Here is a 6,060-nt window from a genome sequence, read left to right as displayed (position 1 = left end):
CTTGTCGAGCATTTCACCGGCCGAACATACTTTCTCGTCCAGCCTTATAAGCCACATGACTTCCCTAACCTGCACCGTGCAATTAGGTATAAATCGACAATTTGGTCAAATAAACAAGATAATAATTCAAGTCAACTTAATATATTATGGTTAGCTCTACCCTCTAAATACTTGCTGGTAGTGGCCTGAGCAAAAAGGCAGATGCTAATTTAGACATTGTTAACATAAGCGTTATTGATTAACCTAAAAAAACAGTCTAAATTTAAAATTCCTAGTCGTATTATGCGATAAATGTACCCATAGAACATGAATCTTCATTTGTTTCACACTTTTGGCTTCATACCAGACAATCTTTACATTTACGCGGTATATTAAATTGAGCGAACCATATCTATTTAGATTAATCATCACAATAATTATGAGAAAGAGCATATGAACTATAAAAACTGGCCTATTTCAAAACAAATAGGCTCTCTTGTCGTGTTGTCATCCGTTATTATTTTCACCGCTATGTCTTGTTTTTCATATCTAACCGCTTCCACTGTATTACACGATAAAGCGATCAAAGCTATACAATCACAAATGGACAGTAATACTCATTTACTTGAACTGGAATACGACAGTATGTTGTCTTCGGCGAAACGCAGCTCTGATATTCTTCGTACTTTATATCCAGGACAATTCTCGATAGAAAATAAATCCGTTGACGTGTTAGGCGTTAAGACTCCGGTTCTTTTACATGATAATGAACAAGTTAATAATGAAAATAATAATGTAGACCGCTTTTCGCAACTAACTGGCGGCGTAGCGACTATATTTGCTCGTGATAATGATGATTTTGTTCGAGTGTCAACATCACTGAAAAAAACGGATGGTAACCGTGCGCTAGGGACTTATCTGGGGGTTAATCACCCAGGCTATAAGCAATTAATTAGTGGTCAAAAATACGAAGGCTATGCCAAGCTTTTTGGCAAAGATTACATGACGATTTATAGCCCAGTAAAAGACAGCAGCGGCAAAGTTAATGCTATCCTTTTTATCGGTTATGACATTAGCCAATCAATTCTGCAAATCCAGAATGCACTTAAAACACTCACACTCGAAGAGTCAGGATCTTATGCCATTATCCGTAATTCTGATAAACAAGTTATTTCTCATCGCGATTTGAACACTGAAGCGCCTTTTACTGAATCATTGTTTAATGGTTTATCGCTTGAACAGGCACTCACAGATAAAGGCAGCTGGGTTTACACTTCATTATCGGATGAAGAGATGTATGCTTATTCAATAAAGATTGCCGGTTGGAATTGGACCATGGTTGGCTATGTGCCAACCAAAGAATTAAATAATGAAAGTTTAGCTATGCTAAAAATTAACGTGATTTTAGCATTGATAGGCATAGTTCTGATTGCTGTTTTACTGTTTATGGTGATCAATCGTGCGATGAAGCCATTAAAAAATCTACAGCAACAAATCGCTAAATTAGGTCAAGGCGATCTTTCACAAACATTCATGCAGTGCTCTGAAAGCAGTGGTAATGAAGTTGATCACATCACTATCAGTGTGACCCAAATGGCTGCGAGTTTGGCGAGTTTAATTGAATCATTAAAACAGTCGGTTATTAGCTTAGAAAACCAAGCCAATCAAAGCCAACAAACATCAAAGTTAAATGGTCATGAAGCAAAAGCACTGTTAAACCAAACAGAGCAAATTGCGACGGCTATCGAAGAGATGTCTTCTTCGATTAAAGACGTCGCCCAAAATGCTAGTCAAGGAGCACAGCAAGCGCAGGAAATTGATAGTGCATCAGCTCAAGGGCATGCTCAGTTAAGCCAAGAGGTCACCGCGCTGCAATCTTTAAGTGAGCAACTCATCCAAAGTCAAAAAAATATTGAAAGTGTCAGCAGTGAGAGCCAAGCTATTAGTAAAGTAACTGAAGTGATTAATGGCATTGCAGAACAAACTAACTTGCTAGCATTAAACGCTGCTATTGAAGCTGCTAGAGCAGGAGAACAAGGTCGTGGTTTTGCCGTTGTGGCTGATGAGGTGCGCTCTCTTGCGCAAAGAACGCAGCGTTCAATTAGTGAGATTAGCTCGACGATAGCTAAATTACAGCATCAAGTAAAATTTACCGCGACACAAATGGTCGAGTGCCAGCAGTTAGGAGCATCTTCAGCTGAACAAGCTAATATCGTCAATCTCCAACTCAGTCAGATTAATCAGAGTATCGGTGAAATGGCAATATTCTCATCCAGTATAGCCAGTGCAACTAATCAACAAAGCACAGTGGCAGATGAGGTGTCTCATAGCTTGCATACTATAGCGACGTTGGCACAAAATAGTGATGAACGGGCAACAAAAGCGGTCAGTGATGCAGAACAATTAACCGCACTTGCGGTCAGCATCAAACAACAAATTGGAGTATTTAAAGTCGTGTAGTTGACTGAAATTGATAACAGGGATCAGAGCTCAGCGATTGGGTTCTGATCCAATAAAATGCTCTTCAGGCCCATGATACCCGATTACCACGCGACTCAAATATCACTAATATTCAAGTACAGCACAGCACGATTTATCTCTTCTACAAGACTCAATTATCACTATATTGATTGCATTATTATTGTGGTGCCATCCCACTGTTATGATTGTTTTCAGTTATCGTTTTCAGTTATCTTTCTCAGCCTTCTGCATCAATCCCCTACATCGGCGTCCTACATCGATCTCCTCCCTCTAAGACATCTTGTCCTACATCGATTGGGCTCTATCTTTATAGACATCAACATAACGTAAAGTAACTTTATACTTGCTCGATCAGGTTAGCTATAGGCTGAATGAATAACCAAGATAAGTTGGTAACTGGCTTGATTATTCGACTACTATCAAGCCTGTTTAGAAGTGTGCTTTATTACCTACCAAACAAAAGCCAATAAAAAACCGCCTTGTTACCAAGACGGTTTTTCAATTACAGATGTCGCGATTAGTTGTCGCTGTTACGATCCATATTTTCAGTATTCTCAAGCCATAACGCGTTGATAATACCGAATGAACACGCTAACAATACACCAAGAATCCAAGCAAAATACCACATAAATGTTGCTCCTTAATTTAATAAAGTGAGTTTTTATTGTTTTCAATAAACTCACGATTTAAGCGGCCAAACATCTTGTAATAAGTCCAAATGGTATAACTTAGGACAGTCGGTACGAAGATGATAGCGGCAACGGTCATTACTTTAAGTGACATTTGGCTAGCAGTAGCATCCCACATAGTTAAGCTCACATTAGGCTCTAATGATGAAGGCATAACAAATGGGAACATAGCAGCACCACACGTTAAAATCACCCCCGCAACAGCAAGCGAGCTGAAAAAGAATGCAAAACCACTACGATTCAAACGACTGGCTAATACCACTAGTACTGGCATTAACAAACCTAATACAGGAAATAGCATAGTCAAAGGATATTTATCGTAGTTTATCAACCAACCACCGGCTTCAACCGCTACCGTTTTAGTGGTTGGATTTGATACTCCAGCGACGTCAAGAGCTGAAGTGATCACATAACCATCAATACCATTGACCAACCAAAAGCCTGCTGCACCAAACAGAACCACTAATAGACTGCCACAAATTTGTGATGTCTTAGCACTGCGCACACGAAGCTCGCCGTCCGTCTTCATTTGTAACCATGTAGACCCTTGCATTATCACCATAGTGACACTCACAAGACCGGCTAATAACCCAAACGGATTTAATAAACCGAATAGACCGCCATGGTAGGTAGCACGTAAATATTCATCAAAGTTAAACGGTACACCTTGGAGTAAGTTACCAAATGCAACACCAATGATTAATGGTGGTACGAAACAGCCGACAAATAATGCCTTGTCCCATGTTTTGCGCCATTTTGGATCTTCAATTTTAGAGCGGTAATCAAAGCCAACAGGACGCAAAAAGAGTGCGAACAACACCAGCATCATTGCCACATAAAAACCAGAAAACGCCACTGCGTAAACCATAGGCCAAGCTGCAAATAATGCACCACCAGCAGTGATTAACCAAACTTGGTTACCATCCCAGTGCGGAGCAATTGTGTTGATCATGATACGGCGATCGGTATCGTCTTTACCTATAATAGGTAACAATATCCCCACGCCCAGATCAAAGCCATCTGTCACGGTGAAACCAATCAATAATACACCGATTAACGCCCACCAAATAAATCTTAATACTTCGTAATCAAACATAATCAGGTCCTCAGATTAAGCATCTTGGGTTTCGAAATGGTAACGGCCAGTCTTTAAGCTACTAGGGCCAAGACGAGCAAACTTGAACATTAAGAAAGCCTCTATCACCAGTAAAATGGTATAGAACACCGTAATCGAAATAATACTAAACCAAAGATCCGCCGTGGTTAAACTAGACGCCGACATAAAGGTCGGAAGCACTTCAGAAATAGTCCAAGGTTGGCGACCAAACTCTGACACAAACCAACCGGCTTCAATGGCAATCCAAGGAAGTGGCAAGCTATAAAGTGCTGCACGCAGTACCCATTTCTTCTCAGCGATTTGATGACGAGTGCTTTGCCAGAAAGCGGCTGCAAACACGAACAACATAATCACCCCTGCTGCCACCATAATCCGGAAACTCCAGAACATAGGTGCGACAGTTGGAATAGAATCATAAGAGGCCGCTTTAATCTGCTCTTCGGTAGCATCAACCACTTTGTCGGTATAACGCTTAAGCAAGAAACCATAACCTAAATCGATTTTAGTCGCTTCAAATTGCTCTCTAACCTCTGCTGATTTATCACCAGCACGTAGTTTTTCAAGCAATCCGTAGGCAACCATACCGTTACGAATTCGTACTTCGTGATCTTTAATAAGATCCTTAATACCCGTCACTTCTTCGTCTAATGTTCGCGTTGCAATAATACCCATGGCATAAGGGATTTTAATCGCATAGTCGGTTTCCATGGTTTCTTGATTAGGAAAACCAACGACAGTAAAGGCTGCTGGAGCAGGCTCAGTGTGCCACTCAGCTTCAATAGCTGCTAACTTAACACGTTGAACTTCGCCGACTTTATAACCCGACTCATCGCCTAATACGATAACCGATAAAATCGCTGCCATACCAAAGCTTGCTGCAACAGCAAATGAGCGCCGAGCAAACGGTAAGTCACGCCCTTTTAATATGTAGTATGAGCTAATAGCTAACACAAACATCGAACCAGCAACATAACCAGAGGCTACAGTATGAACAAACTTAACTTGCGCGACAGGGTTAAACACTACGGCGCCAAAATCAACCATCTCCATGCGCATGGTTTCATAGTTAAATACTGAACCTACTGGATTTTGCATCCAACCATTGGCAATCAAAATCCATAAGGCTGACATATTAGAGCCGATGGCAACAAGCCATGTGACCACTAAATGCTGACGTTTACTAAAACGATCCCAACCGAAAAAGAACATCCCGACTAACGTTGACTCGAGGAAGAAAGCCATTAAGCCTTCAATGGCCAGAGGCGCACCAAAAATGTCACCTACATAGTGAGAATAGTAGGACCAGTTAGTACCAAACTGGAATTCCATTGCTAAACCCGTAGAAACACCTAGAGCAAAGTTAATCCCAAACAACTTACCCCAAAATTTTGTCATGTCTTTATAGATTTGCTTATTCGTCATCACATACAGTGATTCCATAATCGCAAGGATGAAAGCTAAACCTAGGGTGAGTGGAACAAATAGAAAATGATACATGGCTGTCAACGCAAATTGAAAACGCGATAGCTCAACGACCTCTTCGATAATCATTGGCGGCTCCTTACTTCAGTACAACCAAATACTACACAGTAACACGGGGTTACTATAATGATGATGTTATACCTGAAAACGGTCATATTGAAGCAGTGGATAACTCACCAATGAGTAAAAATGATAAATTAATCTGTTTGCCTGTGTTTTCAAGTGCAATCTTAAACGCCTTGTATCTTACGGTATAAATACCTAGGAGATCATATTTTTTAGTCAAAAATGTGATAAACATTAGATTTTTCG

General features: G+C 40.4%; 4 protein-coding genes. 1 reads left to right on the top strand and 3 read right to left on the bottom strand.

The annotated features are described in order from the left end of the window. The first annotated feature begins 432 nt into the window (after positions 1 to 432). Positions 433 to 2,439 (top strand): methyl-accepting chemotaxis protein, encoded by a 2,007-nt coding sequence (locus H5185_RS20745; protein ID WP_182721993.1) that lies wholly within the window; start codon positions 433 to 435, stop codon positions 2,437 to 2,439. A 538-nt stretch (positions 2,440 to 2,977) separates the two neighbouring features. Here H5185_RS20745 and cydX read toward each other — a convergent pair. From cydX to H5185_RS20730, 3 genes are read right to left on the bottom strand one after another with little or no spacing between them, the layout of a single operon-like run. Beyond that, positions 2,978 to 3,088 carry a cytochrome bd-I oxidase subunit CydX gene (gene cydX, locus H5185_RS20740; protein ID WP_124016873.1) on the bottom strand — a complete coding sequence of 37 codons (111 nt, stop codon included), beginning with the start codon at positions 3,086 to 3,088 and terminating at the stop codon, positions 2,978 to 2,980. Positions 3,089 to 3,105: 17 nt separating this feature from the next. Next, entirely contained in the window at positions 3,106 to 4,245 is a 1,140-nt protein-coding gene (gene cydB, locus H5185_RS20735; protein ID WP_124016872.1) for a cytochrome d ubiquinol oxidase subunit II, read from the bottom strand. Between the two features lie 15 nt (positions 4,246 to 4,260). Beyond that, entirely contained in the window at positions 4,261 to 5,817 is a 1,557-nt protein-coding gene (locus tag H5185_RS20730; RefSeq protein WP_124016871.1) for a cytochrome ubiquinol oxidase subunit I, read from the bottom strand. Positions 5,818 to 6,060: the final 243 nt, after the last annotated feature.

It is taken from the genome of Shewanella sp. SG44-6, from assembly GCF_014164185.1.
GTDB lineage: Bacteria > Pseudomonadota > Gammaproteobacteria > Enterobacterales > Shewanellaceae > Shewanella > Shewanella vesiculosa.
This window is presented reverse-complemented; position numbering and strand designations above follow the sequence as displayed.